The organism is Pallidibacillus thermolactis, from assembly GCF_025660415.1.
GTDB classification, from domain to species: domain Bacteria; phylum Bacillota; class Bacilli; order Bacillales; family Caldibacillaceae; genus Pallidibacillus; species Pallidibacillus thermolactis.
The window spans coordinates 25858-50656 of the sequence record NZ_JAOUSE010000009.1 but is presented as its reverse complement, the minus strand read 5'-3'; the positions used below and the strand labels follow the sequence as shown (position 1 = coordinate 50656).

22 protein-coding genes are annotated in these 24799 nt (G+C 33.7%); 17 read left to right on the top strand and 5 right to left on the bottom strand.

What is annotated here, in order from left to right:
- Positions 1–65 precede the first annotated feature (65 nt).
- From OEV82_RS05245 to OEV82_RS05190, 12 genes are all read left to right on the top strand, one after another.
- Entirely contained in the window at positions 66–608 is a 543-nt protein-coding gene (locus OEV82_RS05245) for a histidine phosphatase family protein (protein ID WP_317630494.1), read from the top strand.
- Between the two features lie 352 nt (positions 609–960).
- Positions 961–1896: a YybS family protein gene (locus OEV82_RS05240; RefSeq protein ID WP_263061255.1), complete on the top strand. Its 936-nt coding sequence runs from the start codon at positions 961–963 to the stop codon at positions 1894–1896.
- A 34-nt stretch (positions 1897–1930) separates the two neighbouring features.
- Positions 1931–3901: a DHH family phosphoesterase gene (locus OEV82_RS05235; protein WP_173661186.1), complete on the top strand. Its 1971-nt coding sequence runs from the start codon at positions 1931–1933 to the stop codon at positions 3899–3901.
- Positions 3898–4347 (top strand): 50S ribosomal protein L9, encoded by a 450-nt coding sequence (gene rplI, locus OEV82_RS05230; protein ID WP_173661188.1) that lies wholly within the window; start codon positions 3898–3900, stop codon positions 4345–4347. Before OEV82_RS05235 ends, rplI begins: the two co-directional genes overlap by 4 nt.
- Positions 4348–4572: 225 nt before the next feature.
- Positions 4573–5934, top strand: coding sequence for a replicative DNA helicase (gene dnaB, locus OEV82_RS05225; RefSeq protein WP_263061268.1), 1362 nt, complete (start codon positions 4573–4575; stop codon positions 5932–5934).
- A gap of 281 nt (positions 5935–6215) precedes the next feature.
- Positions 6216–7667 carry a peptidoglycan DD-metalloendopeptidase family protein gene (locus tag OEV82_RS05220; protein WP_263061254.1) on the top strand — a complete coding sequence of 484 codons (1452 nt, stop codon included), beginning with the start codon at positions 6216–6218 and terminating at the stop codon, positions 7665–7667.
- 445 nt (positions 7668–8112) lie between these two features.
- The gene (gene yycF, locus OEV82_RS05215; protein ID WP_263061253.1) at positions 8113–8820 is read left to right on the top strand and encodes a response regulator YycF; all 708 of its coding nucleotides are present in this window, start codon (positions 8113–8115) and stop codon (positions 8818–8820) included.
- 9 nt (positions 8821–8829) lie between these two features.
- The gene (walK, locus tag OEV82_RS05210; protein ID WP_173662533.1) at positions 8830–10653 is read left to right on the top strand and encodes a cell wall metabolism sensor histidine kinase WalK; all 1824 of its coding nucleotides are present in this window, start codon (positions 8830–8832) and stop codon (positions 10651–10653) included.
- Positions 10650–11912, top strand: a complete 1263-nt coding sequence (locus tag OEV82_RS05205) for a YycH family regulatory protein (RefSeq protein ID WP_263061252.1) — start codon at positions 10650–10652, stop codon at positions 11910–11912. The genes walK and OEV82_RS05205 overlap by 4 nt, the downstream gene beginning before the upstream one ends.
- Positions 11913–11914: 2 nt before the next feature.
- On the top strand, positions 11915–12709 hold the full coding sequence (locus OEV82_RS05200) for a two-component system regulatory protein YycI (RefSeq protein WP_263061251.1): 795 nt from the start codon (positions 11915–11917) through the stop codon (positions 12707–12709).
- A 165-nt stretch (positions 12710–12874) separates the two neighbouring features.
- Complete coding sequence (locus OEV82_RS05195; RefSeq protein WP_173662530.1) at positions 12875–13669, top strand: MBL fold metallo-hydrolase; 795 nt, start codon at positions 12875–12877, stop codon at positions 13667–13669.
- A gap of 152 nt (positions 13670–13821) precedes the next feature.
- Positions 13822–15030 (top strand): S1C family serine protease, encoded by a 1209-nt coding sequence (locus OEV82_RS05190; protein ID WP_263061250.1) that lies wholly within the window; start codon positions 13822–13824, stop codon positions 15028–15030.
- Positions 15031–15529: 499 nt separating this feature from the next.
- Here the strand turns inward: OEV82_RS05190 and rlmD are convergent, their stop codons facing one another.
- The 4 genes from rlmD to OEV82_RS05170 form a co-directional block, all read right to left on the bottom strand.
- Entirely contained in the window at positions 15530–16915 is a 1386-nt protein-coding gene (rlmD, locus tag OEV82_RS05185) for a 23S rRNA (uracil(1939)-C(5))-methyltransferase RlmD (RefSeq protein ID WP_263061249.1), read from the bottom strand.
- 489 nt (positions 16916–17404) lie between these two features.
- On the bottom strand, positions 17405–18787 hold the full coding sequence (locus OEV82_RS05180) for an APC family permease (protein ID WP_263061248.1): 1383 nt from the start codon (positions 18785–18787) through the stop codon (positions 17405–17407).
- A 360-nt stretch (positions 18788–19147) separates the two neighbouring features.
- Complete coding sequence (locus OEV82_RS05175; RefSeq protein WP_263061247.1) at positions 19148–19336, bottom strand: hypothetical protein; 189 nt, start codon at positions 19334–19336, stop codon at positions 19148–19150.
- Between the two features lie 14 nt (positions 19337–19350).
- On the bottom strand, positions 19351–20118 hold the full coding sequence (locus OEV82_RS05170) for an NAD(P)H-dependent oxidoreductase (RefSeq protein ID WP_263061246.1): 768 nt from the start codon (positions 20116–20118) through the stop codon (positions 19351–19353).
- A gap of 179 nt (positions 20119–20297) precedes the next feature.
- On the opposite strand from OEV82_RS05170, the gene rlmH reads away from it, so the two are divergent.
- Positions 20298–20777, top strand: coding sequence for a 23S rRNA (pseudouridine(1915)-N(3))-methyltransferase RlmH (gene rlmH, locus OEV82_RS05165; RefSeq protein ID WP_263061245.1), 480 nt, complete (start codon positions 20298–20300; stop codon positions 20775–20777).
- On the opposite strand, the gene OEV82_RS05160 is transcribed toward rlmH, so the two are convergent.
- Positions 20721–21563, bottom strand: a complete 843-nt coding sequence (locus OEV82_RS05160; RefSeq protein ID WP_263061270.1) for a hypothetical protein — start codon at positions 21561–21563, stop codon at positions 20721–20723. The genes rlmH and OEV82_RS05160 overlap by 57 nt on opposite strands.
- Here OEV82_RS05160 and OEV82_RS05155 point away from each other — a divergent pair.
- The 4 genes from OEV82_RS05155 to OEV82_RS05140 all read left to right on the top strand — a co-directional run bounded on the left by OEV82_RS05155 (position 21514) and on the right by OEV82_RS05140 (position 24447).
- The gene (locus tag OEV82_RS05155; protein ID WP_263061267.1) at positions 21514–21936 is read left to right on the top strand and encodes a Pycsar system effector family protein; all 423 of its coding nucleotides are present in this window, start codon (positions 21514–21516) and stop codon (positions 21934–21936) included. The two genes, OEV82_RS05160 and OEV82_RS05155, sit on opposite strands and share 50 nt — an antisense overlap.
- Positions 21936–22286, top strand: a complete 351-nt coding sequence (locus OEV82_RS05150) for a hypothetical protein (protein WP_263061244.1) — start codon at positions 21936–21938, stop codon at positions 22284–22286. Before OEV82_RS05155 ends, OEV82_RS05150 begins: the two co-directional genes overlap by 1 nt.
- A 92-nt stretch (positions 22287–22378) precedes the next feature.
- Complete coding sequence (locus tag OEV82_RS05145) at positions 22379–22693, top strand: hypothetical protein (protein ID WP_263061243.1); 315 nt, start codon at positions 22379–22381, stop codon at positions 22691–22693.
- A gap of 491 nt (positions 22694–23184) precedes the next feature.
- Positions 23185–24447: a recombinase family protein gene (locus tag OEV82_RS05140; RefSeq protein ID WP_456152468.1), complete on the top strand. Its 1263-nt coding sequence runs from the start codon at positions 23185–23187 to the stop codon at positions 24445–24447.
- Positions 24448–24799: the final 352 nt, after the last annotated feature.

Sequence of the window (24799 nt, the reverse complement as noted above, 5' to 3'; positions counted from 1 at the left end):
GGTAGGACTTCAGACATGCCGAAACGTTGATTTCAAAATCATAATTAGTATTGGGGTGGTGGTTTATGTTGAAGAAAATATATGTGGTTAGGCATTGTGAAGCAGTAGGACAATCACCTGATGCCCAACTCACTGATAAAGGATTTAACCAAGCATTTGAATTATGTGAGTTTTTTTCCAACATTAAAATCGACCAAATTATCGCAAGTCCGTATAAACGTGCCATTGAATCTATTCAACCGCTCGCAAAAAGATTAGGTTTAGATGTTGAGATCGATAGGAGATTGACAGAACGTATTCTTAGCACTAATAATCTTTCTGATTGGTTTGAAAAACTTCGAAATACTTTTGAAGATATAGAATTGAAATATGAAGGTGGAGAGTCCAGCAGAGAAGCGATGAACCGAATTGTTGAGGTTGTAGAAGAGATCTTTAGCAGAAACAATGATCATACAGTCGTAGTTACACATGGCAATTTAATGTCCTTGCTTTTCATGTTTTATAATAAAGATTTTGGATTCGATAATTGGGAAAGACTTAGTAATCCTGATGTATTTCTCTTAAGTAAAGAAGGTAATCAGGTAACTTTTAAAAGAATATGGGATTAAAAAAGATTACTCATATGGTAGAATGTGAAGATTTATACTTGAGTAATGGGTGCGTTAGTTGAAGAATATGTTACTACTAACAGAACTTCCAAAAAACGGAAGTTCTAATTTTTTAACAGGAATAATGGGAAATAAGCACTCATCCCTTTGGAATAATAATCTGAAAACACAATATTTTATTTTGCTTTTAAGTAGGACTAGAGAATAGATGCCTTTTTTCTTGATATGCTAATAAACGTGATTAAATGTTTGAAAAGTTGAAGCATCGTTTAATAATCGTTAAAATAAATTTATGGTTTATAATAAGCATACGATTTCATAAAAAAGATTATGTATTAACAGAGGTGTTCATGTGCAAACAAATAAGCTTACAGAAGGAGCCATTTTACTAGCTGTATATGTCATTTTACTCATTCTTTTTCTATATCTACCGCTTTTTTGGATGGTTATCGCATTTGTATTGGCTTTGCCTTTTACCTATTATACAGCTAAGTATAATTGGAAAAATGGGCTTTTCTTTTTCATAGGTGCGGTTACACTAACATTGATTGTCGGTAATCTAGTGGCACTACCCGTAACATTTTTATATGGACTTGTTGGGATTGTATTTGGTTGGTGTTTACATGAAAAAAGAGATCGTTTTATTACATACTCCGCAACAACATTAACTTTTTTAACTTGTACAGTACTTCTATATGTCTTTTCAATTCTATTATTTAAAATAAACTTTATTACAGAAGCAATTGAATTGACAAAAGCTACTTTTGAACAAACATTGGCAATGATGGAAGAAACTGGACAAGATGTTTCGGTTTTTGAAGATTCTTTTTCTTTATTAGAGCAGCAAATTATTACGTTAATTCCTTCAATGTTTATCTTAACATCGGGAATCATCGTATTTCTTATTCAATCGATATCCTATCCTATTTTAAAACGATTAGGATTTCATGTTCCAAAAGCTAAACCATTTAGAAATCTTAAGTTACCGAGAAGTTTAATATGGTATTATTTAATTGCCATTCTTATATCCCTATTTATACCTGCAGATAAGGGGGAATTTTTATATAATGTATTTGCTAATCTCCTTTTTATCTTGCAATTTCTATTTGTCATACAAGGGATTTCATTTTTATTTTATTTATCCTTTGAAAAAGGGGTAAAAAGAATTTGGCCGATTATTGGGACCATCTTGATCATTATTAGTCCCTTATTTAATACATTGGCAAGAATATTAGGGATTATAGATTTAGGGTTTGATTTACGCCAAAGGATAAAAAAGAAAAGCTGATCATTCTTTTCATATTATTTAGGAGTTGGAACATATGCCAATCTTTTTAAAAAAGAGAAGGATTCAAAGAATTTTAATAACCTTCTTAGTTATTATGATGATCCTGAGTATTATATGTGTCTTTTACAATTGGTGGTTAGCCATCATCCATATCCTTGTCATCATTAGTTTTTATTATTTATTAATAAAAGCCGATGCAGTTTTTCAAAGTGAAGCTGAAAAATATATATCATTATTATCTTATCGGGTAAAAAAAGTAGGCGAAGAAGCCCTTTTACAAATGCCAATTGGTATTCTCTTAATTAATGATGATTACATTATTGAATGGGCCAATCCTTATATGGCATCCTGTTTAAACGAAGATTCACTTATCGGACGTTCATTATATGATGTAGCAGATGTTCTTATTCCGGTTATTAAACAAGAGATAGAAAATGAAAAAGTAACGTTAAATGACCATCAATATCAAATGATTTATAAGAAAGAAGAGAAATTACTTTATTTTTTTGATATTACAGAACAAGCCCTTATTGAGAAAAAATATAAAGATGAAAAGCCAGTGATTTCCATTGTTTATTTAGATAATTATGATGAAATCACCCAAGCTATGGATGATCGTGAAAGAGGTAATTTAAATAGTCGGGTAACTTCATTATTAAATGAATGGGCCAATCATTTTGGGATTTATCTAAAACGGGTGAATTCAGATCGTTATATTGCCTTTTTTAATGAGAAGATATTACATGAATTAGAAAAAGATAAGTTTTCTATATTAGATAAGGTGAGAGAGTCGATTGTGAGAAATAATATTCCTTTAACACTAAGTATTGGAGTTGGTGTTGGTCTCTCATCTTTACCAGATATTGGTGCCTCTGCACAATCAAGTTTAGATTTAGCATTAGGCCGGGGGGGCGACCAAGTTGCTATAAAACTAACAAACGGTCGTGTCAAATTTTTCGGTGGAAAAACAAATCCAATGGAAAAACGTACTAGGGTTCGTGCTCGTGTTATTTCCCATGCATTAGGAGAATTAATTCAAGAAAGTAGTCAGATTTTTATAATGGGACATAAATATCCTGATATGGATGCAATAGGTTCATCCATTGGTATATTAAAAATTGCGCAAATATATAAAAAGGAAACTTATGTTATACTAAATGAACAGGAAGTAGATTCAGGTGTACAGAAACTATTAGATGAAGTAAAAGCAAAAACTGATATTTATAAACATTTTATTTCACCATCTGAAGCATTAGATTTGAATATGGACAATGCTTTACTCATTATAGTGGATACCCATAAACCATCCCTTGTCATTGAAGAACGGTTAGTTGACCAAATTGAACGTACAGTAGTCATTGACCATCATAGACGTAGTGAAGAATTTGTTCATAATCCATTACTTGTTTACATGGAACCTTATGCTTCATCAACGTCCGAGTTAGTAACTGAGTTGTTAGAATATCAACCCTTTAAAAAAATTGATATACTAGAAGCAACTGCACTTCTTGCTGGTATTATTGTCGATACAAAAAGCTTTACGTTACGGACAGGTTCAAGAACCTTTGATGCAGCATCCTTTTTACGTTCTAAAGGTGCGGATACCGTTTTAGTTCAAAAATTTTTAAAAGAAGATGTCGATACGTATATTAAGCGTGCTAAACTTATTGAAAAGGTTGAATTCTATCATAACGGTATTGCTATAACAAAGGGAGAATCAGATGAAGTTCTTAGTCAAGTGTTAATTGCACAAACAGCTGATATTCTTTTAACAATGGAGAATGTTGAGGCAGCTTTTGTCATATCAAGGCGGCCAGATGATTCGATAGGAATTAGTGCAAGATCGCTAGGAAATATAAATGTTCAGTTAATCATGGAAGGGCTTGAAGGTGGCGGTCATTTAACAAATGCTGCAACACAACTTTATGAAACTTCTATAGAAGATGCTGAACAACGATTAAAGGAAGTTATTGATAAGTATTTAGAAGGAGGTAATGAGGAATGAAAGTTATATTTATAAAAGATGTAAAAGGAAAAGGAAAAAAAGGGGAAATAAAAAATGTAGCCGATGGCTATGCCCATAACTTTTTAATAAAAAATGGGTATGCTGTTGAAGCAACACCCGCAAACTTAAAGAAATTAGAAGCGCAAAAGAAAAAAGCAGCTCAGCAAGCACAACAAGAATTAGAAGAAGCGAAACAATTGCAGGAAAAGTTAGCCAATATTCAAGTTGAAATTTCTGCAAAGTCTGGTGAAGGTGGTCGTTTATTCGGATCCATCACCTCAAAACAAATTGCTGAACAATTGTTAAAACAGCATAATATAAAAGTAGATAAACGAAAAATTGAAATGGAAGATGCGATCCGTTCACTTGGAGTAACTCGCGTGGATATTAAGTTGCATCCAGAAGTAACGGCAACACTTGCAGTTCATGTTGTAGAAGAAAAATAACCGAAAATATTACCATCGTAAACCAATTCGGTTCATGATAGAATAAAAAAGGAGAAAACGAAAGGCTTGCTCAAAGCCACGAAAATCATTATTGATAGATTTTCAAGCGTTTGAGTTAGCCTTTTTCTTTTGCTAGAAAAAGATCATTTTCTTAAATGTAGGATCATAGTTTGAATTAATAATAGATCAACCTTTTATGAGTGATTGTTGGAGGTTTGGATGCGAATGAATGATTTGTTAATAGACCGAACTCCTCCTCAAAATATTGAAGCGGAACAAGCGGTTTTAGGTGCGATTTTTATTGAACCGGAAAGTTTAACGGTAGCTTCGGAATTTTTAATTCCTGAAGATTTTTATCGGAGTTCTCATCAAAAAATCTTTTCAGCAATGTTAAAACTAAGCGACCAAGGGAAAGCCATTGACGTTGTTACGGTAACCGAGGAACTTATTGCAACAGAACAACTAGAAAATATTGGCGGTGTTTCCTACTTAATGGAGTTAGCTAATGCTGTTCCAACAGCAGCTAATGTAGAATATTATGCGCGCATTGTTGAAGAAAAGTCCCTTTTACGTCGACTCATTCGTACAGCTACAGAAATTGCCCAAGAGGGATACTCCCGTGAAGATGAAGTGGAAAGTTTACTTTCAGAAGCTGAAAAGAAAATTATGGAGGTATCAGGGAGGAAAAGTGCGGGTTCCTTTATAAGTATTAAAGACGTTTTAGTCGAAGCGTATGATAATATTGAAAAACTAGCAAATAGACAAGGGGATATAACTGGGATTCCTACTGGTTTTACTGAATTGGATCGAATGACAGCTGGTTTTCAAAGAAACGATTTAATTATCGTGGCAGCCCGTCCTTCCGTCGGTAAAACAGCCTTTGCATTAAATATTGCCCAAAATGTTGCGACAAAAACGGATGAAGTAGTTGCGATATTCTCTCTTGAGATGGGGGCAGAACAACTTGTTATGCGTATGCTTAGTTCAGAAGGGAATATCAATGCTCAAAATTTGCGTACTGGAGATTTGTCAGATGAAGATTGGAAAAAGTTAACCATGGCAATGGGAAGCTTATCCAATGCGCAAATATATATTGATGATACACCAGGAATTCGTATTGCTGAAATGCGGGCAAAATGTCGACGGCTAAAACAAGAACGTGGATTAGGGATGATTTTAATTGACTACTTACAATTAATTCAAGGTGATGGAAAAGCGGATAACCGTCAACAAGAAGTTTCGGAGATTTCACGTTCTTTAAAAGCGCTGGCTCGTGAATTGGAGGTTCCAGTGATTGCCTTGTCACAGTTATCACGAAGTGTTGAACAACGACAAGATAAACGTCCAATGATGTCAGATATCCGTGAATCAGGAAGTATTGAGCAAGATGCTGATATTGTTGCATTCCTTTATCGAGATGATTACTATGATAAAGAAACGGAAAACAAAAATATTATTGAAATCATTATTGCAAAACAAAGGAATGGTCCTGTAGGGACAGTTCAACTTGCCTTCGCAAAAGAGTATAGTAAATTTGTAAATTTAGAGAGAAGATATGATGATGCAGACATTCCACCAGGTGCATAAAAGATAAAAGCAATCGGTCGATGATGACCATTGCTTTTTATTTAGTCAAAACTACTTTTTTAAATGGTAATAGATACAAAAATAAAACTTTAAGTCCTTCAAAAAACAATGCAATGATATTTGTATCCAAGTATAGGCATTTATTTCAAATAATTTCCTTAAATAATACATTTCGTTTACAATTCAAAGACGTTTGGACTCTTTCAATCATAATTATGATAAAGTATCCTTAGATTTCGAATTACTATATTAGTAGAGTAATCAATTTAGGAGGAAACTTCATGAGTTTTAAACTAAAAGAATATTGGTCAAAAATGACCGAGCAAACCGAGAGAGTCCGCCTAAATTCCAAGCTAACCTTAAGAAAATCAGTAGTAACTATATTTATTATTTCTTCTATTTCTGCAAATGCAACAGCAATAGCGGCTGAAAATATAAATGATAAGACAATTTACCATGTATATGATGGTGACTTATATATAGGTGCTGTTTCAGATAAAACAAAAGTAGACAAACAAATACAGGAAAAGATATTGGAAATTGAAAAGAACTATAAAAACCATGATTTTGATTATAATACGGATGAATTGGTGATTAAACCACAACGGAATTTCCAAAATGCAGAAGTGAATGAAGAAGAAGTACTATCATACTTAAATTCCGAGTATGAGTTAGACGTAAATGCAGTTGCTTTAAAAATTAACGGTAAAATTATTGCGTATTTGGAAGATGAGAAGAAACTTGAAAAAGTGTTACAAATGGTTAAATTTAATTATGTATCTGATCAAGAACCAGAAAAGTTAGAGCATTCTTCTAATCTAGATGCGTCTCGAATAGTAGATGTGAAGATATCAAAAAATGTGACAGTTTCAATGGAAAGTGTTGCACCTGAAAAGGTAATGACAGTTGATGAAACAGTTCAATTACTACAAAAGGGTTCGGTATCAGAAGAAAAATATACCGTTCAAAAAGGTGACGTTTTAAGTACGATTGCGGCTAAACATGGTTTAAAGCTAAAGGAACTTCTAGATTTAAATCCGAAAGTGAATGAGGATACCCCCCTTCAAATTGGCGATGAACTAGTCGTTACTGTAAATCAACCATATTTGGACGTGATCGTGCAAAAAGAAGTTAGAGCAACAGAACCGGTTCCTTACGAAACAAAGTATATTGAAGATGATGCAATGTATAAAGGTGAATCAAAAGTTGTTGAAAACGGATCTAATGGAGAGAGAAAGCGAATTTATAAAGTTAGTGAAAAGAATGGTAAACAAGCTTCTAAAGAGGTTGTGCAAGAAACGATAGTCAAGGAACCTGTGACTGAAGTCATTCGTATCGGAACCAAGGAAATTCCATCAAAAGGTACAGGGGAATTAATTTGGCCGACAAAAGGCGGTTATATATCAAGTAAACAAGGTTATCGTAGGGGAAAAATGCATAAAGGAATTGACATTGCCCGACCATCCGATCGTTCCATTCTTGCTGCAGATACCGGTACGGTTGTATTTGCAGGAGAGGATGGAGGTTATGGAAATAAAGTAGTTATTGACCATAATAATGGAATGAGAACATTATATGCTCATCTTTCTTCTATTGATGTTTCCGTTGGTCAAACAGTACAAAAAGGTAGTAAAATAGGAATAATGGGAAGTACAGGGAATTCTACTGGAATTCATTTACATTTTGAAGTTTATCAAAACAATAAACTACAAAACCCATTAAATTATTTTTAATTAAATATCCTAAAATAATCGGGGGTCAGAATCCTAACTCAACAATATTTAGGTATTAGTAAAAGGATTACTAATTATTGTTGGTGTAGCAGGAATCACCCCCTTTCGTTATTCTTTTAGGAAATGTTAAGAAACGATTTTACTGTCAATTTATAAAGAATTTTTTAAATGAGAAAAGGTTAGAACGGTTTAAGAATGAATTATTAAAAACATCATGTTAAAGTAGTATTAATAAATGGATAAGAGTCTTTCCGATAACTATCAAATAAACAAAAAACGAGTAAAATAAAATTAGACATTACTAATTCGTCGGCTCAATTCTTATTAAGGTATTTTAGTTAATTTACATTACTTTGGAAAAACTAAAAAAAATCAATTTTCAAAGTAAGGAATTGTTCATTATAAAAAAAGGAACTATTTGTTTACTGAAAGGAGAGAAGTAAGAATGAGCAAAAAAATCTTAGTTGTTGATGATGAGAAACCAATTGCAGATATTTTAGAGTTTAATTTAAAAAACGATGGATATGAAGTGATATGTGCTTATGATGGTGCTGAGGCTTTAAAACTAGTAGAGGAACATACACCGGACTTAATATTGTTAGATATTATGCTTCCAGAAAAAGATGGGATGGAAGTTTGTAAAGAAGTGAGAAAAAAATACGATATGCCCATTATTATGTTAACAGCTAAGGATTCTGAGATTGATAAAGTCCTTGGTCTCGAATTAGGTGCTGATGATTACGTAACGAAACCATTCAGCACACGGGAAATTTTAGCTCGTGTAAAAGCCAATCTTCGTCGCCATCAACAAATTGCAACAGCGAACAAAGAAAACGAGTCAAATGAAATTGCAATTGGTTCGTTAGTTATTCATCCAGATGCGTATATTGTTTCTAAACGGGGGGAAACGATTGAACTTACGCACCGCGAATTTGAACTTTTATATTACTTAGCGAAACATCCTGGACAAGTTATGACTCGTGAACATTTACTGCAAACGGTTTGGGGTTATGACTATTTTGGTGATGTTCGTACTGTTGATGTAACCGTTAGACGCTTACGTGAAAAAATTGAAGACAATCCAAGTCATCCAGGCTGGTTAGTTACCCGTCGAGGAGTAGGTTATTATTTACAAAATCCTGAGCAGGAGTAAAAGTAACGAATGAAAAAATTCTCAATCCTTTCGTCAATTCGCTTAAAGTTTATTCTCTTTTTTGTATTACTTATTCTAATTGCAATGCAAATTATTGGAGTTTATTTTGTACGTGAATTGGAATTGAAACTTACAGCGAACTTTAAAGAATCGATATTAAATCGTGTCAATTTATTAAAATATAATATTGAACAAGAATTATTGATTGAACGTAATGAGGAAGGGATTAATACATTAAGAGATGAAATTCGCACATTATTATCTGAAAACACGTCCAACGATATTCAACTAATTATGGTTTATGATAAGAACTCCAGGGTATTAGCCACTTCGGATCAAAATAACCAAGGAATCGTTGGACAAAAAACGACGGATAAAAATGTATCTCGTACTATTGTTACAGAGTCAAAGATCCAAAATACATTACAAAATGAAAATAATGAACGGATATTGTACTTATATGTTCCCATTCATGTGAATGGACAAGTGGAAGCTGTATTATACATTGAAGGGGATATCGAACAAGTTTTCAGTCAAATTCAAGTTATAACCGGCGTTTTAGTAACGGGAACATCCATTGCTTTAGGGATTACGGCAGTATTGGCTGTCTTTGTTGCCCAAACAATTACAAGACCGATTATGGATATGAAAAGACAAGCTCAGGCAATGGCAAGAGGAAATTTCTCCCGGAAAGTGAAAGTTTACGGAAATGACGAAATTGGCCAATTAGCCGAAGCATTTAATTATTTATCAAGGAAACTAAAAAATGAACAGGCAAAAACAGATAGTGAAAAGCGCAAACTTTCCTCTATTTTAAAATATATGACGGATGGTGTTATCTCGACTGATCGTAGAGGTAAAGTAATATTAATAAATGAAGCAGCTGAATATATGCTGAATGTTTCACGTGAAACAGTAATTTCGAAATCAATTATTTCAGTATTAGGTTTGGAAGGTCAATATACTTTTGAAGAATTAGCTGAAGAAACGGAGTCGGTTATTCTTGACTTTAGCACAAAAGAGAATCCATTCATTCTTCGTGCGAATTTCTCTATTATTCAAAAGGAAACAGGTTTAATGAACGGTTTAATCGTTGTGTTACATGATATTACGGAACAGGAAAAAATTGAACGAGACCGGCGAGAATTTGTTGCAAATGTGTCTCATGAACTGCGTACGCCGTTAACGACGATGCGAAGTTATCTTGAGGCCCTATCTGAAGGAGCATGGCGAGATAACGAAATAGCACCGAAGTTTTTACACGTTACACAAAACGAAACGGAACGAATGATTCGCTTAGTCAACGATTTATTACAATTGTCGAAAATGGATAGTAAAGACTATGTATTAAATAAATCAAGTATTGATTTTTGTAAGTTTTTCCATCACATTATTGATCGCTTTGAAATGTCGAAGGATCAAAATGTTGAGTTTGTTCGTAAAATCCCAGACACTGAAATTATCGTGGATATTGACCAAGATAAAATTACGCAAGTATTAGATAATATCATTTCAAATAGCATTAAGTATTCACCAGATGGTGGCAAAATTATTTGCAAGGTAATGATGTATCATGAATTTATAGAAGTGAAAATAGCGGACCAAGGTGTTGGTATACCGAAGGAAAATCTCCATCGGATTTTTGATCGCTTTTATCGAGTGGATAAAGCGCGAGCAAGACGTTTTGGTGGGACAGGACTAGGACTTGCGATTGCAAAAGAAATGATTCAGGCTCACAACGGCCAGATTTGGGCAACAAGTACCGAAGGAAAAGGGACAACCATTCATTTTACTCTCCCTTTTGATCGTAAAAAAGGGGATGATTTTTATTGAAAATTGAACAAATAAAAACGATCGTATTAACAGGTTTAGTTTTATTGAGCATTGTTTTGTTTTGGAAAATCGTTACTTTTCAACAAAATTATGGATTTGCTCGAGATAATCAGGAGTATGTGAATGAAGTAAACATAGATAAGAAAAAAGATATTAAAGAATTAGTTTATCCAATGAAGGTTGTTTATCGAGTCGATGATGATGTATATAAAGGTACGCAAAATATGGAGGATATTACTAAAATCGTCAATGAACTCCATAAGTGGGAGTTCTATTCTTTTCAAAATAGTACGGATGAATTTAATTATAAATTTAGAGATATCGCCGACAACCAAGTAATGATCTTTCAGTATCCTGGAGATATTCCATTTAGCTTAACCAAATCCATTTTTAATGTGACTGTAGAATCACAAGAGATTCCAGAGCAAGCAGTATTTAACCAAATATTTATCTTTAGAAGTGATGTCATAAATGATGATGGTGTCGTATATTTTGCTACTTCTGACCTTCGATCTGTTATTAAAGCGAGAGTAAAACACAATTACTTAGATGATTTCCAAAAGGTAATGGATGAATTTGAAAATAAAGGTTATGACTATATTGCTCTAAGCAATAATATAGGAAAATATATATATGTGCAGAATGAAGAAATGAAGTTACCAATATTTCAGTTTCATACGCAAAAGTTATCTTACGATTTATTTAAAGAAGCACTATTTCCTGATCCGAATTTTGTCAAACAAGAAGGTAATTCGTTTACCGATGGAACAAGCTTGTTAAAATTCAATGTGGTTACGGATAGTTTTACTTATGTTAATACATCAATCCCAGAAAATACAGAAGAAAATATTAGTGATATGATCTTGACAAGTGTTCAATATATAAATAGCCACAGTGGCTGGACAGATTCTTACTATTATTCAAATGCTTTCCAAAAACCAAATAAAGTCGTGTTTCAATTATATTTAAAAAACTATCCGGTGGCGAACGATCATTCACGAATGGAACTTGAAATCGGTGATAATAAGGTTCATTCCTATAAACGGCCATTTGTAGAATATGTATCTTTTGCTAGTGAAAATATTACGATTGAATCAGGAGAGAAGATTATTGAAAAATTAAATACTGATAATATTAAATTTGATGACTTGGCAATTTTTTATAGTTATGGCCCTAAAAAAGTTATGCAACCTTCCTGGTTCTATAAACAGAATAATAGTTGGCGTAAATACTCCGACGAAACCACTAGGAGGGAGTAATAATGGATTGGAGTAGGGCAAAAACAATATTTATTATTACATTTCTATTACTAGATCTATTCCTGATTCAACAATTAATTAGTCAACGAAATGAAAATACCTTTGATACGATTGAAGAGATTACCATTGATGAGAGACTAGAAGCGCAAAACATTCAAGTTAATGACTTACCAACTGAACCAACATCGGCGCCCTATTTGGAGGCAGAAGTAAAACAAATAGGTATTAATGATCTCGAAACGGACCAACAAAAGATCGTCAATTTCGGTTCAGGTATTAAAGTTGAAATGGATACACCAATTCCCCTTAAGAAGGATTGGGAAATAGAAGATGTAGATGAATTTATACATTCACAAGCCTTAAATGGTAACCAATATAAGTATTGGGATTATAATGAAGAAAAAAATGAAATTATCTATTATCAAGTCTTTAATGGTCAAATGTTATTTAATAACGAGAGTTCACAAATTGTCATTCAGCTTAATGAAAAAAATGAAATTGAATCCTACACACAAAATATGCTGGAAAATATAAAAGAAATACAAAAGCAAAATATTATTACAGCAAAGCAAGCATTGAGTATTTTATTAAGCAAAAATTTACTTCAGGCCGAAAGTACAGTATCGAATGTAGAACTTGGCTATTATTCTCTTGTTTCAAGTGAACCCAATCAATCGCAAAGTCAATCTCAACTTTTAGCTCCAACTTGGCGGATTACTTTAAATGGTGAAGTTGAATATTTTATTAATGCAATCGAAGGTCATGTTTTTAATGAACAAAGAGTAATTGTTGAGTGATTGAATGAAGTGCAACTTTTTCAAAAAAGAAAATTGTGATATGATGAATATAGCTGAAGGCTGGTAGATGAGAGGTCTACTAGCCTTTCCAATTAAGTGCGGTTTTTTTCATAGAATAGTAGTTTTATAGTTACATAACGATATTGATTTTTGGAGTGAACCTAAATGGCGTTAAACTTTAGCGTATTGGCAAGCGGTAGTACTGGAAATGCAATTTATGTTGAAACTGAAAAAAAAGCATTTCTTATCGATGCTGGATTTAGTGGGAAGCAAATGGAATCTTTATTTCAACAAATTAATCGCTCTCCGAAGGATTTGGATGGCATTTTAGTCACACATGAACATTCCGACCATATTAAAGGAGTCGGTATATTAGCAAGAAAATATAATCTTCCTATTTATGCAAATGAAAGAACATGGCAAGCGATGTCTCGTTCTATTGGCGAAATTCCAACGGATTTAAAATTTATCTTTGATATGGAATCGGTAAAAACATTTGGAGATTTGGATATTGAGTCCTTTGGTGTATCCCATGATGCAGCAGAACCTATGTTTTACATATTCCATCATAGTGGTAAAAAGCTTGTTATTATAACAGACACAGGATATGTAAGTAATCGAATGATTGGTACGATAAAAAATGCCGACTATTATGTGTTTGAAAGTAATCATGATGTTGAAATGTTACGAATGGGAAACTATCCTTGGAATTTAAAAAGAAGAATTTTAAGTGATGTTGGTCACGTATCGAATGAAGATGCAGCTTTGGCAATGAGTGAATGTATTGGTGACAGGACAAAAGGAATTTACTTAGCTCATTTAAGTAAAGATAATAATATGAAAGAATTAGCAAGGATGTCTGTTACCCAAGTTCTGGAACAACAAGGTTTTGTCGTTGGTGAACAATTTTCTTTATACGATACCGACCCAAAGACACCAACGACGCTAAAAGCGGTATAAAAAGAAGAAGGTCATTTGTTGTTATTCAATTAAAAGAATAAGTATAAGAGGCTGTTCATGATAACTCGAACAGCTTTTTTGTTTATACATAAGAAGGAAGAAAGTAGGAAATAATGCTTATAAAACGAAGAATTGATAAAGGGGAATGAAGAATGAGTGAACGAAACCAAGATGAATATAATCATTTTTACGATGATCAAAAAAGAAAAAAACGTAAAGGGGGATATTTTTTCTCTAGTCTTATAGGGGCAATGATAGGCGCATTATCAATTATTTTATTTCTGCAATTTTCAAATAATGGTTCGAATAGTCATGTTCCTATAAAGGATTCAAATACAAGGATGGAAAACCAAAGTCAAACAATTGAACAAATTTCCTATGAAGTAGATACCAGTGTAACAAAGGCAGTCGAAAAAGTATTTGATGCAGTAGTAGGAATTACAAATTTACAAGGGGGAAGTTTTTGGTCCCAAGCCCAAGAGGCGGGAACTGGATCGGGTGTCGTTTATAAAAAACAAGGTGACTATGCTTATATTGTGACGAACCATCATGTTATTGAAGGAGCAAATCAAATTGAAGTAACGTTATCAGATGGAACAAAGGTGGATGCGGAATTACTTGGCAGTGATGTTTGGACAGATTTAGCCATTTTAAAAGTAGATGGAGAGGCAGTAAAAGCAGTGGCGCCTTTTGGTAATTCCGATACGTTAAAACTTGGAGAACCAGTTACTGCCATTGGTAACCCATTGGGTTTAGCATTTGCTGGTTCCATTACCCAAGGGGTGATCTCCGGGTTAGATCGAACCGTACCGATGGATTTTAATGGTGATGGCTTAATTGATTGGAATGCTGAGGTCCTACAAACCGATGCAGCTATAAATCCCGGTAACAGTGGCGGTGCACTTATTAATATTGCTGGTCAAGTAGTTGGAATTAATACTATGAAGATTGCCCGTCAAGAAGTGGAAGGCATTGGTTTTGCCATTCCTGTCAATAGTGCAATACCAATAATTGAAGACATTGAACAATTTGGAAGAGTTAAACGGCCGTATATTGGAATTTCTTTACAAGAATTAAGTGATATTTCAATATATCATCAACAGCAAACATTACATCTCCCAATCAATGTAAAATCTGGCATTCTTATTGCAGGAGTAGAGCAAGGAAGCCCAGCTGATAAAGCAGGATTAAAGCAATATGATGTCATAGTTAAATTAGACGAACATGAGGTGCACTCTATTATCGAGTTTCGCAAATACTTATATAAAGAGACACAAATAGGTGATTCAATTAGAGTCGGATACTACCGTAATGGGAAATATGGTGAAACAACCATAACATTAACGGAAAATAAAGACTAGATCACATTTAACTTGTAAAAATGTTAATTTTTTCTTGATTTAAAAGGGTGTCTTTTTGGTAATAAGTGAAGGGAATAAAGGGGGAATGGTTATAATTTACGGTTGTTAAGAACATGCAGAATACGTATTAGAAGAAATGGTTATCGAGACTGAAGAACTACCAAGATTGAACCGATTGTGTGGAAAAGTTACCAACAGATATTTGTGGATATTGTGGAAAACTTGAAGAATATATAGTAGCGAACGAATATTCTCACACCAAATGTGGACATCGGGTGTTGATATGTGGATAACTTTTGTGGAAAAACTGTTTGTAAGTTGTACATAAGCTGTAAATATGTTGTTTATAAAGTTTGGGAAATGCGGTAAAAGTATTATCGATATGTTCATAAGTCGTTTATAAACAGTTGATAAGTTATGAATTATAAACATTGAATCAGTTTTAAAATAATAAAGGACTTCTACAAATGTGTAGAAGTCCTTTTATAAAAGTTATTCATTATTCTTTTACTAGTAAGCTAACTAACTCAACATGAACAGTATGTGGGAAAAGATCGACAGGTTGAACTGTAACAAGTTTATAGCCAAAAGGTACAAGTTCTTTAATATCAGTTGCGAAAGTATCAGGATTACATGATACATAAACAATTCGATCTGGACCGGAGCGACCGATCTTACGCATAACTTTTCCACCAGCACCAGAACGTGGAGGATCAAGTAAAAGTAGTTCCGGATTTCCAAATTCCACTAACACTTGATCAATACCATGACGTGCATCCTTTGCTAAAAAACGGATATTTTCAACACCATTATCCTTTGCATTTCGTTTAGCTGATTCAATTGATTTTTCAACAATTTCAATTCCATAAAGTTGTTTGACTTTTGTTGCGAATGGTAATGAAAATGTACCGACACCACAGAATAAATCAATCATTTTTTCTGATTTTTTTGGTTGTGCCATTTCAATAGCCAACTCTACTAACTTTTGTGCTTGTGTAGGGTTTGTTTGGAAAAATGTATCAAACCACAATCGATAACGGAAACCAGCCATTTCATCATAAATAAAATCACGTCCTGAAAGGATATGGGTCTTTTCTGATTGTGTCCGGTCAGCCCAATCACGGTTTTCTAACCATAATACACTTTTGGCTTCAGGTATCTTTTCATTCAGGCGTTTTACAAGATCTTCTTTTGCTTTCATTAAATTTCCCTCGGGCGCTTCAGTGGCAAATAATGCAACCATTAACTCTCCCGTTTTAAAGGATTGTCGGACCATTAAATGTCTTAACAAACCTTCATGTGTATCTTTATTATAACCAGTAAGTTGATGATCCTTCGCCCAAGTGGCGACTTCCATTGCTGCATCAACCATAATATCGCCTGCGATTAGACAAGTTTCCAAAGGAATAATTTTTCTCCAATTACCTTGTTCATGTAGCCCAAGCGATCCATCTGGGGCAAATGTAAACTCCATTTTATTTCGATAATGCCATGGGTTATCCATTCCAATGGTATCTTTTACAAGATTTGGATCAAATCCCTGTGCCTCAAGGGTGTCTTTCACATAATTCGTTTTCCCTTTCAATTGACCACTGTACTCCCAATGTTGCCAGACACAACCACCACAACGATCAAAGTGAGGGCAAAGAGGAACGATTCGTTCAGGATGGGGTTCAATCACCTTTTGTAAAATGGCTCTTCTTCTACGTTTTTCAGGTTTATCTACTGTCACTTCTACTTTTTCCCCTGGTAATGTTTGAGGAATCGTTAACCGTAATTTTTTCGAATTTCCTTGTTCATTTTCACGCCATACGACAGCTTGTCCAGATCCCTTTTTATCAAATTGGCGAATTTCCGTAACCAATGTTTCTCCAAAATCGTTCATGAAATAACCTCCTTCTTTCAGAACTCTTATATTAAAACGATCTAATCATTGTTTACATACTTTCCTATTATAACGGAATGTTTACTGTTTTAAAACGTTATGAATCAATTGTTAAGCATTAACAAATTTGTTTTATAGTATTTACTTTTTCCAGGGAATTAAAATCAGCTTAATCTTGTGCTTACTACTTATTTTTTAATAGATTGATATCTTTATATTTAATAGGTGTAACATGTTTCATTTGAGAGATTCCCAAAAAATCCATTGGTTTCCGGATTACGATGAATAAGTGGATGCTCTTCTTTAAATTGTATTAAAGCTTTGTCAAACGTTTCAAATTCAACATAACTAAAAAAACCAACACACATCTATAGATCGATTATATTTAGGTAATAAAACACAAAAAACTCCCCTTAAGGAAACAGATTTTTCATTTTAACCTGTGTCTATCTTAAAGGGAGTATATCTTCATTGTGACAGCCAAGAAACTTATTTTAGAATACTATTTTTTCTTCCATAAAAGAAGTACATGAAAAGACCAATTAAGAACCAAATGAAACTAGCGATCCAAGTGGTTATCGATAATTGTGTAATTAAAAAGAAACACGCAAGAAAGGTTATAATGGGTAAAACAGGATATAACGGAACTTGGAAACCGTCCGTTGGTATTTGTTTATTTTGTCTTAAAGCAATTACACCAATTGAAACAGCAGAAAAGGCTATTAATGTCCCCATATTCACTAATTCGGCTAGTTGTGAAAGTGGTGTTACCCCAGCAAAGATAGCAACTATAATCGCAAATGTCCATGTACTTTTCGCAGGTGTTTGAGAAGCATTTAAGTTCATTAATGATTTTGGTAAAAGTCCGTCGCGACTTAAGGCAAATAATAGTCGTGTTCCAGCGTAAATCATCACAAGAATAACGGTTGTCATACCAACAATCGCACCAATAGAAATGATGCCAGATATCCAACCTTGATTTACAAGCTGCATGACGTAACTAACCGGGTTGCTAACGTTTAAATCAGAATATGGTACAATGCCTGTTAATACGAATGATACAGCGACATATAAAAGGGCACACACAAACAGTGATCCAATGATTCCGATTGGCAAGTTTCTTTGAGGTTTTTTCACTTCTTCAGCAGCTGAAGAAACAGCATCAAATCCTAGAAAGGCAAAGAATACTATTGCTGCACCACTTAAAATTCCTTCGAATCCAAAAGGCATAAAGGGACGCCAATTTGCGGGCTCTACATAGAAAAAGCCAATAAGAATAAATAGTAGAATAATACCTACTTTGATAAAGACCATGATTTTATTTAAATTTGTTGATTCTCGAACACCTCGAGTTAGGAAAAATGCGAGCACTAAAATAATTATCATTGCGGGTAAATTAATAAATGTTCCAGCTTCTGGATTAAATGGTCCTGATAATGCTTGCGGGATGGATATATTGAAACCTTGTAATAAACCATTGAAATAGGCGGACCATCCGGTAGCAACTGAAGCTACTGCTAAACCGTATTCTAAAACTAATGCCCATCCAACAAGCCAAGCAACAAGTTCTCCAAATGTAATATAAGTGTAGATATAAGCACTACCAGTAACAGGTATTTTTGATGAAAACTCTGCATAACACATGCCTGCCAAACAACAAACAAAAGCAGCTATTATAAATGATATCGAAATTGCTGGTCCGGAGTGGGTAGCCGCAACTGTTCCAGGTAAAATAAAAATTCCCGTTCCTACAATTGCACCAATACCAAGCATAATTAAATCAAAGGCACTTAAAGTTTGAGGAAGTCGGGTATTCTTTTTTCTTTCTAAAAGGTCTGAAATGTTTTTCTTACGAATTAAATCTTGTTTCACAATAAACCCTCTTTTTCTGTGAAGTATTAAAGTATGTTATTGATTTTAACCATTTCTTTTTAATAAATCAATAACATATAGTAAAAATGTTTAGAATACGCTCAAAAATATTAGGAGCTGGCCATAAATTTAGTACTTAGCAAATCTTTTCCCATTGGTGGAATGCGCTTATGGTCTACAGGCTTTTGTATATGATGCATAAAAGGTTTTGCTAGACTCTGATATATGCATATACTGCACACACAAAGATTAATGTGTGGCCTTTTCCAAATTGCCTCTGAATTCATATTCAACATTTACTATATAAATCCTTTTGGACAGCTCCATTTTTTTCTATTTATTATATTTTCCAGTACATACTTATTCTCCCCACCGTTTCGGGCTCCAAATCGTCCCGTCAATTTCTCCCTCCATTTGTTCTATGCGTTTTGCTTGTTCACGGATAATATCCTGTGTCGCTTTAATGAGGGTTACTTCATTATAATCATTGCTTTTATCATAGATTCGCTGTAGTTCATGTAAGATCCATTCTGTTTTTTCCAATGACATTGCTCCTCCTATAATTAATATGTCTGACGTACTTGATCTAGTACAATTTTTAGACCGTCTATGGAAGATCGATTTTCTTCAATTAATTCAATGGCAAATTGAAAGATTTCTGCATCCTTTTTGTTTTCCATACGCTGTATTGCCTTTTTAAGTCGGGAAATTAACCATTGTTCGCGGGAAGCGAGACTCGTATTATTTTCCATCGTAAGCATTTGCCAATATTTAATTAATGTATCCATTTTTTCATTTTCTTCCATGTAAGCAAACTGAAAAATGGAAAGTGTTTTTAAATAGATCATCCCTGTTTTATGGGCCATTGCTTGATAAGGTTTTGTTAGTTCATTTATACTAAATAATTCTGTTCCACCTGCTTGGTATTCCTTTTCATTGACACCGATCATTAGCACTAATCCGAACTCTTTACCTTTTAAAGCATTCCCCCTTTTTCCATGGGCAAAGCCTTCTTCTAACACAACATCCTGCCAATGTTTAAGCATTGGCGGAGAACTATACCAGTAAAATGGGAATTGAAAAATAATTCGATCGTGTGATTTTAATAAATCTTGTTCCTTTTTTATATCAATGTTTCCATCAGGATATTTTTCTTCTAAGTGATGAACCGTAACTTCATCAAAATCCTTTAATGAACTTAAAAAGTATTGCTGACTACTTGATTCTAAAATATCTGGATGGGAAACAATTAATAGTGTTTTCATCATGAACTCCTTACTTTCTGTTTTGTTTTTCTTTTTATATAAGAGTACAGCATGATCAATATCCAATCAATAAATTCCACCTTACACAATTATATAGATTTATTATAACCATTCAAATATTTTTTATCAGAATATTTTAAATAATGTTTTATCCCTGGGAAATAAATGTTCATTTCCAATACTTGTAATCCCTTATATGAGTTATGTTAAACTGATGTATAGATTATATTAAAGGAAGGTTAATGATGAAAATAACAATTCTATCAGTAGGGAAATTAAAAGAAAAATATTTAAAAATGGGAATTGAAGAATATACAAAACGACTTAAAGGCTATACAAAAGTGGAGCTTATTGAAGTTGCTGATGAAAAGGCGCCAGAAAATTTAAGTGAAGCGGAAATGAAGGAAGTTAAACAAAAGGAAGGGGAGCGAATTTTAGCACATGTCCATCCAGACTCATATGTCATTACATTAGAAATACAAGGGAAGTTGCTTTCTTCAGAACAACTGGCAAAAAAGATAGACGAATTAACGACATATGGGAATAGTCACCTTACCTTTATTATTGGCGGTTCCCTTGGGATAAGTGAGGAAGTGCAAAAGAGAAGTAATTTTGCGCTATCCTTTTCAAGGATGACCTTCCCCCACCAGTTAATGCGGCTCATATTACTAGAGCAAATATATCGTGCCTTTCGAATTAATCGGAATGAACCGTACCATAAATAGAGGCAAAAATTGTTGAAGATAAGGTGGAATTTTATTGTCGGAAGCGGGTATTGGCTGTGGATAATCAGATTCATTATCCGCTTCACGATACAACATGTGGATAAGTATAAAGGTTTTAGATATGTTGACTTCTGTAAAATCGAATTCAAGTTCAATGTTTTTAATGGTTCTTGATTTTCCTGTTTGTTTAATTGTAATTTTATCGATCAATAATTGAAGTAATTGTTTTTGATTTTCTCTTGATGTCTGCTTATAAACGAATAGAAATTTTTCAAGTAACAATTCAATAAGTTCCGGTTGAATAACTTTTGAGTCAGAAGAACTCAAATGTAATGTAATCTCATTTTTCTTCTGTTCTAATTCTCTTTTTTCATTGGAAACCTTTTGTAATCTTTCTTGAAGGATATCTATCGGGAGTGTATTCTTTTCAAAAGCTTCCATATATTTGTCCTGCAAGTGCTGGATTTCTAACAAGCGGTTTTCAATCTGTTCTAGTTCTTTATTCAGTTTGTTTAGAGAACTAGCAGAACTTGAATTTATTTCTTTTAATGTTTTATATAGCTTTTGCTTATTGGTAACGAGTTTTTCAATTCTATTAATAACCTCGTCCTCTGCTTCATACGCTTTTATGGATCGGCATTTAGAATGGATTAAAAGTTGTGATACTAAAACATCTATTGTCCTTGGCGTGATTGGTATATTTCTTACTATATTTGCATCTGATAGTTCTATTAATATGTTAAATCTAGTCTTTTCAGAAGCAATCCAAAACCTTAACTTTTCCAATCTTTTATATTTGTTATTTTTTACTTTATCTTTGTGCATTTTTGTGTATGGAGCATTTTGTTTAATAAGGGTATTGATTCCAAGATTGAGTAAGGAAGTCGAAGTGTATCAGGGAACTTATAAGGATTCATTATACTTTTTTGAAGCTATAGCCAAAAGTACTTTTCCTGAATACAAAGAAAAAGTGGCTAAAAGAATAGAGGAAGATGATATAAATGATATTATGTCCCAAATCTTCATTAACGCTAAAATCTGTACAATTAAGTACTCGTTATACAAAAAAGGTATTAAATTTTCCTTCCTAGGAATAGCAGGAATATTAATATTGTATGTAATAGGCATAATCTTATTAAAATCAGGAGGTTTTAATTAATGGAGTTGAAAGGTTATGACTATAAGGATCGTAAAAAAAAGGTAGAAGAAATTCTTGATAATACAGATAAAGTTAATGAGGTTGAAAAGTTTCCAAGAGATGAGGATTTTACATACACAAACGGATATAAGGCATGGGCAGGAGCGATATTTGTTGATTTAAGAGATTCAACCACTCTATTTTCCGAAAAAGATGAAGTAAAAATTGCAAAGGTAATACGTGGATTTACATCTGAGATTATAGAAATATTGAGAATAGATACAGATGGTGATTTGAAGGAAATTGGTATACGAGGTGACTGTGTTTTTGCTGTATATTCAGCTCCTAAAAAAATGACCTTTATGATATAGCTAACAGGGCCTTCTACATAAACACTTATATGAAAATGTTAAACAAATTACTATCTGACAGAGACCTTCCTAATATAAAAGCTGGGATTGGCTTGGCAGCACAAAAAACATTAGCAGTTAAAGCTGGCAGAAAATCGTCTGGAATTAATAATCTTGTATGGATTGGTGATTCTGTTGCAATTGCAGCGAAGTTATCTGATTTAGGAAATAAGAACGGTATTGATCCAATAGTAATGTCTGAAACGTTTTATATCAATTATATTGAGATACAAAAGCAAAAACAACCGAATGATAATGTCGAAGGTTGGTGGACAAAGAAGTCAGATTCTACTTATGGGACATACTATTATGGTAATGTAGTTAAAACTGAATTTAATAAATGGATTAAAGATGGAATGACAGAATAATATATCTAGTTGGAACCGTTTTTTAGCAAGCAAACCACTATAAAATAGAGACAGAAAAAGATTTAAATTAAGTGACATTATTTTCTTTATTTAAATGAAAAAAACACCACTGCACCTCATTTATATTTTTATAACATAACTACCGTCAACACCCGACACATGTGGAGTGCGTGGTATTGATGTCAAGGGTTGAGAAATAAAGATACTTTAAGCACTTATAGATAAAGGGTTTCCTGACATTGAATTTTTCTCATGACATCTTTGTCGAGGACGTTAATGTCGGGAAACCCTTATTTTTATTCTTTGAGGAAACATGTCAACTACCATGAAAGTGATAGGGGTTGAGTTGATAGGTTAGATTTTTTATTGGGGTTGAGAAGGCAGGATAGATAATTAAAAAGATACCATAGGACAAGTAATTCAGAAGTATACAAATCCTTTTACACAAGCTGAATATGTATACAGCTTAATAGAAAGTGAGGTGCAGCAAGATGGCAGTTAATAAAAATGTAATGATTATACCTGCAATTAAACGTGTAGGCAACAGCCGAAAAGAAGATGAAACACCAAAACTTCGGGTCGCTGCTTATTGCCGAGTTTCTACAGATAGTGATGAGCAGGCTAGTAGTTACGAAGTGCAGATTGAACACTATACAGAGTTTATCAAGAAGAATTCAGAGTGGGAATTTGCAGGGATCTTTGCTGATGATGGTATCAGCGGCACAAATACAAAAAATCGCGACGAATTTAATCGAATGATTGATGAGTGCATGGCTGGGAAAATTGATATGGTTATTACCAAATCAATAAGCCGATTTGCTAGAAATACCTTGGACTGTCTACAATACATCAGAAAACTTAAAGATAAAAATGTTGCGGTATATTTTGAGAAAGAAAATATCAATACACTGGATGCCAAAGGTGAAATTATGCTTACCATTATGGCATCCTTAGCGCAACAAGAGAGCCAGTCATTAAGCCAGAATGTAAAGCTTGGCTATCAATACCGATACCAACAGGGAGAGGTAATGGTCAATTGTTCTAGGTTTTTAGGATATACCAAAGATGAAAATAAGCGATTAGTAATTGTGCCGGAGGAAGCTGAAATAGTCAAAAGGATTTACCGAGAGTATCTTGAAGGCTCAAGTATGGATAAAATCAAAAAAGGACTTGAAGCTGATGGCATACTTACGGGAGCGGGGAAAAAAAGGTGGCATACCAGTACTATAAGGAAAATATTAAGCAATGAAAAATACATTGGTGATGCATTGCTCCAAAAAACTTATACGGTAGATTTTCTTACAAAAAAGAGGGTTGTGAATAACGGAATCGTACCTCAGTATTATGTAGAGAATAACCATGAAGCCATTATCCCGCGTGAAATTTTCATGCAGGTACAAGAAGAGTTAGTTCGTAGAAGTAGAGGACATATAAGTACTAGCGGAAAGAAAAGAAACTTTAGTTCAAATCATGTATTTTCACAAATTATCTTCTGTGGAGATTGTGGCGAAATATACCGTAGAGTTCATTGGAATAACCGAGGTAAAAAATCGATTGTTTGGAGATGCGTCAGTAGACTTGAGAATACAGGGTTAACTTGTCATTCCCGAACCGTGCTGGAGGATATGATAGGCCTTGCTACGGTGGATGCAATTAATAAACTAATAGGGCAAAAGGATGGCTTTTTAACTATCTTAAAGGAAAATATAGAAACAGTGATAAGTAAACGGGCAATAATGTTGTTTCCGAGATAGATAAAAAGCTAGAGGAATTACAAAAAGACCTTTTGAGACTGGCCAATTCCAAAGAGGATTATAACGATATAGCCGATGAGATTTACAGGCTCAGAGAGGAAAGACATAAGGCTTTAGCAGAAGAAGCTGCAAAAAAGGCTCCAAGCAAAGGCTAGAAGATATGGAAAAATTCCTTAATGAACAATCCACCCTCCTCGAGGAGTATGATGAGCAACTAGTAAGGAGACTTATAGAGAAAATAACGGTCTATGATGATAAACTAACTATTGAATTTAAATCTGGTGTAGAAATTGATATAGAAAAATAAAACGAATTTGACCGCCGATTGAGGTGCAGTGGCATCTTAGTCGGC